The following is a 3,724-nucleotide window of genomic DNA, read 5'->3' as shown; positions in this document are numbered from 1 at the left end:
CCGATCAAATTCTCTAGGTGCCCATACTCGGGTATACAGACAATCGTGCGGCTATGTTTCTCCTGCCGGATCAGCCCTACCTTGGCCATGCGCGCAAGGCCCTATGCTTCAACGTAGTTGTCACCTAAACGGATTGAGAGGTGAACAACGTGCGTTACCCCGCAGAACGTAAGGAAGCCATCCTCAAGAAGATGGCACCGCCCATGAGCATGACCATCCCGGAATTGGCCGAGCAGGAAGGCATCACCGCGACAACCCTCTACAATTGGCGGAAACAGGCCAGAGCACGAGGACAGGTTTTGCCATCACGTTCCACCAAGCCCGATCACTGGACCAGCCAGGAGAAATTCCAGATCGTCCTGGAAACGGCCCCGATGAATGAGGCCGAACTCAGCGCCTATTGCCGCGAGCGTGGGCTCTATCCCGAGCAGGTGGAGGCCTGGCGGGATGCCTGCATGAACGCCAACGACGATGCGGCAGCGCAGGCCAAGCAGCTTCGCCAGGCGCGGAAGGCCGAGCAAAAGCGGCTCCGTCAGTTGGAGCGTGAGCTGCGCCGCAAGGACAAGGCCCTGGCCGAGACGGCGGCGCTGCTGGCCCTGTCAAAAAAGGCCGAGGCGATCTGGGGCACGACCAACGACGAGGACGACTGACCAGCCTCCCGGATCGCCAGCGCATCGTGACCCTGGTGCAAGACGCCCAGCGTGACGGTGCTCGGCTGGCCAAGGCCTGTCAGGTGATGGGCATTAACGTGCGGACCTACTATCGCTGGGTCTCCGAAGGCGAGGTGACGGCGGATCGCCGCCCCGACGCCGACCGCCCGGAACCGGCTAATAAGCTATCGCCTGAGGAGCGAGAGGCGGTCTTGGCGCTGTGCAACGCCCCGGAGTACCGGAGCCGCCCTCCGGCCTTCATCGTGGCCGATCAGGCGGACAAGGGCCGCTACCTGGCCTCTGAGTCGACGATGTATCGAGTGCTCCATGAATACGACCAGCAACACCACCGGGGCCGACAGCAGGCCCCGCAGCGCAAGCGCTCTCCGACGACGCACCAAGCCACGGCGCCTAACTACTTGTGGTGTTGGGATATCAGCTGGCTGCCGGGCCCAGCACGCGGTACCTGGTGGTACCTGTACCTGATCATGGACGTCTTCAGCCGCAAGATCGTTGGGCACGAGGTCTACGAGACGGAGACTGGCGAGCTGGCCGCCGAGCTGATCCAGAAGGCCTGCTGGCGAGAGCACCTCACCGATCGTCACAAGCCCCTGATCCTTCACTCAGATAACGGCAGCCCGATGAAGGCAGCAACCTTCTTGGAGAAGCTCTACGACCTGGGCATCACCCCGTCGTACAGCCGTCCACGGGTGAGTAACGACAACGCCTTCGCCGAGTCGGCCTTCAAGACGCTCAAGTACCGGCCGGGCTTCCCCGCCGAGGGGTTCGCTACCCTGACCGAGGCTCAGGACTGGGTTCAGCAATTTACCGAGTGGTACAACCATGAGCACCGGCACAGTGCCCTTCGCTACGTCACGCCGAGTCAGCGCCATAACGGCGAGGCCAAGGGCATCTTGGCGCAGCGCCGGGAAGTCTTCGAGGCGGCTAAGCAGCGCCACCCGGAGCGCTGGTCGGGTGACATCCGGAAACTCAGCCTGCCTGAGATCGTACACCTAAATCCCGAGCGGGACCCGGTGCCACAGGCAGCGGGATTTTAAAGAGCCAGAACCATTTCATGTGCCATCTATGTTGACAGACTCCGGACGTCACGTTACTCTATAATATGCACAAACGCATAAATGTGCATATGTTAGATCATCGAGTATTCTACGTTATTGAAGGAAAGGTTATGGACAAGAATAGCTGGGCCGTTGCCCTGGATGAGTTACTGCATGTAGGCGGAGCCAAATTCGACAGCAATGCGCTGGCCCAGGCACGCAGGGAAATACGGGGCTCTGACGACAGTGACGCAACCTGCCAGTTGCTGAATCAGTTTTTACTGGGGATAAATGAGACTGGGAGGGATGCATGGGAAAAGTCAGGCAAGTTTTAGCAAATCTATGCGCCTACACCCATTTGTGGCAGGTGGTCAGGGAACGCAGACTGCCATCGTCTGCCAGACCCGGTTTTTCTATCGCGCTGTTGGGACTTTTTTGCCCTTTCTTTTGGATCGCCTTGTTTACTGGTGGCAGTAAAGCAGAATTGGTCTTCCATGGCTGCCATTCCGGGTTGGTGTTTTGTGCCGGTGTTTTTCTGATGCTGAAAGGGCTCAGCGAACACCGAAAAGCCTCCAAATAAGGTGGTTGTTGTGTTCCCGATTGCTGGCCTAGTAGTAATCACTTAAGATCCAGACCAACGGAGGTTTGGAAATAGAATGATAGATGCATGTTATACAGACGCGTTAAAAGCTATCTCGGATGCCAATCGCCTGCGCCTTTTCTGGCTGTTGGTACATATCGATGAGCGAATTTGTGTTGCCGAGGCGATGGATGTTCTGGGAGAGGCCCATTATAACGTTTCGCGCAACCTGAAGATTCTTCAAAAGGCAGGACTGGTGACAGCCCAGAAAGAAGGTAAGTGGGTTTTCTATACACTTAACCGCAAAGGCTCTCCTTTCCATATGAAATTACTGGCGGCAGTGAAAAGCATTCCTGAGAAGGAACTGGAAACCGAGATCAGGAAATGCCACCTGCGTCTTGCGCTGCGTGAGAGCGGGCAATGTGTGGTCGGGCCGGGGAGTACCGAATGGGCCGATATCATTGAACGCCAGGGGCTCTGCGAAAGCGACGATGTTTGATGCTGCAGGGCGCTTGGTTGAGGTTAAAGGTTATATCAGAACGGTGTAAATAACCCCGGCCAGAGCAATTCGATAGATAACATAAGGCCACATACCCACTTTGTTCAGCCACTTCAGGAAGAAGTGGATGGCGGTAATGGCCATCAGGAACGAGGTGACGCCGCCAATCAGGAAACCATTCCAATCCACGATTACGTCGGACGTGGCCACTTCCAGCAGTTTTACCGCCGATGCCAGCACGATAATCGGAATCGCCAGCAGGAATGAGAACCGCGAGGCGGTTTCCCGGGTCATGCCCAGGAACAGGCCGGCGGTGATGGTGACGCCCGAGCGGGAGGTGCCGGGGACCAGGGCCATGGCCTGGGCGATGCCGACGATAACGGCGTCTTTCCAGTTCAGGGAATCCATGGTGCGCTGGCGTTTGGGCAGCCAGTCGGCAATGCCCAGCAGGATGCCGAACACCAGGGTGGTGAAGAAGATGACGGAGGCGCCGCGCAGTTCGTTGTCGATCATGTCGAGCAGGGCCAGGCCCGCGAGGCCCGCCGGGATGGTGCCGATCACCAGGTACCAGGCCAGGGCGCCCTGGCCGACGATTTTGCGCTGGCCCATGGAAATCAGGCCGTCCTGGGCGATGCTGAAGACATCCCGGCGGAAGTAGAGCACCACGGCCAATAGCGTGCCCACGTGCACCGACAGGTCAAAGCCGACACCCTGGTCTTCCCAGCCGAAGAAGGCGGGTGTCAGGATCAGGTGGGCGGAGCTGGATATGGGCAGGAATTCGGTCAGTCCCTGGAGGAGGCCAAGGCAAAGGGCCTGGAAAATATCCATTCTTTTAGTTGGGTATCCGGAATTTCTGGTTGATAAAATGCCAAAGATGTAAAGAAGAAAATCTTTCTCAGCGGATTATCTGATTGATCCTCTTCAGCCTACTCTACTG

Annotated in this window: 5 protein-coding genes and 1 pseudogene; 3 read left to right on the top strand and 3 right to left on the bottom strand. The window is 57.6% G+C overall.

Annotated elements, in window-relative coordinates; genetic code table 11:
• Nucleotides 1-98 (bottom strand): annotated as a pseudogene (locus MHN09_RS21620) (transcriptional regulator); the annotation flags it as partial.
• Between the two features lie 93 nt (nt 99-191).
• On the opposite strand from MHN09_RS21620, the gene MHN09_RS20905 reads away from it, so the two are divergent.
• Nucleotides 192-1,708, top strand: a protein-coding gene (locus tag MHN09_RS20905) for an IS3 family transposase (protein ID WP_231514359.1) whose coding sequence is annotated in 2 segments (ribosomal slippage) — nt 192-626 and nt 629-1,708 — 1,515 coding nt in all. Because the reading frame shifts where the segments join, the coding sequence is not laid out codon by codon here.
• Nucleotides 1,709-1,839: 131 nt separating this feature from the next.
• Entirely contained in the window at nt 1,840-2,043 is a 204-nt protein-coding gene (locus MHN09_RS20900) for a hypothetical protein (RefSeq protein ID WP_049589200.1), read from the top strand.
• 5 nt (nt 2,044-2,048) lie between these two features.
• Here the strand turns inward: MHN09_RS20900 and MHN09_RS20895 are convergent, their stop codons facing one another.
• Nucleotides 2,049-2,330 (bottom strand): hypothetical protein, encoded by a 282-nt coding sequence (locus MHN09_RS20895; RefSeq protein WP_152910907.1) that lies wholly within the window; start codon nt 2,328-2,330, stop codon nt 2,049-2,051.
• Nucleotides 2,331-2,364: 34 nt separating this feature from the next.
• Here MHN09_RS20895 and MHN09_RS20890 point away from each other — a divergent pair, with 34 nt between their 5' ends.
• Nucleotides 2,365-2,787, top strand: coding sequence for a metalloregulator ArsR/SmtB family transcription factor (locus MHN09_RS20890; protein ID WP_049589198.1), 423 nt, complete (start codon nt 2,365-2,367; stop codon nt 2,785-2,787).
• A 30-nt stretch (nt 2,788-2,817) separates the two neighbouring features.
• Here MHN09_RS20890 and MHN09_RS20885 read toward each other — a convergent pair whose 3' ends face one another.
• Nucleotides 2,818-3,615 (bottom strand): undecaprenyl-diphosphate phosphatase, encoded by a 798-nt coding sequence (locus tag MHN09_RS20885; RefSeq protein ID WP_049589197.1) that lies wholly within the window; start codon nt 3,613-3,615, stop codon nt 2,818-2,820.
• Between the last annotated feature and the right edge of the window lie 109 nt (nt 3,616-3,724).

It is taken from the genome of Alteromonas sp. MmMcT2-5 (genome assembly GCF_022348315.1).
Classification (GTDB): domain Bacteria; phylum Pseudomonadota; class Gammaproteobacteria; order Enterobacterales; family Alteromonadaceae; genus Alteromonas; species Alteromonas macleodii.
Note: the sequence above shows the minus strand (reverse complement) of the source record. Positions and strands in the feature narration are given on the sequence as shown.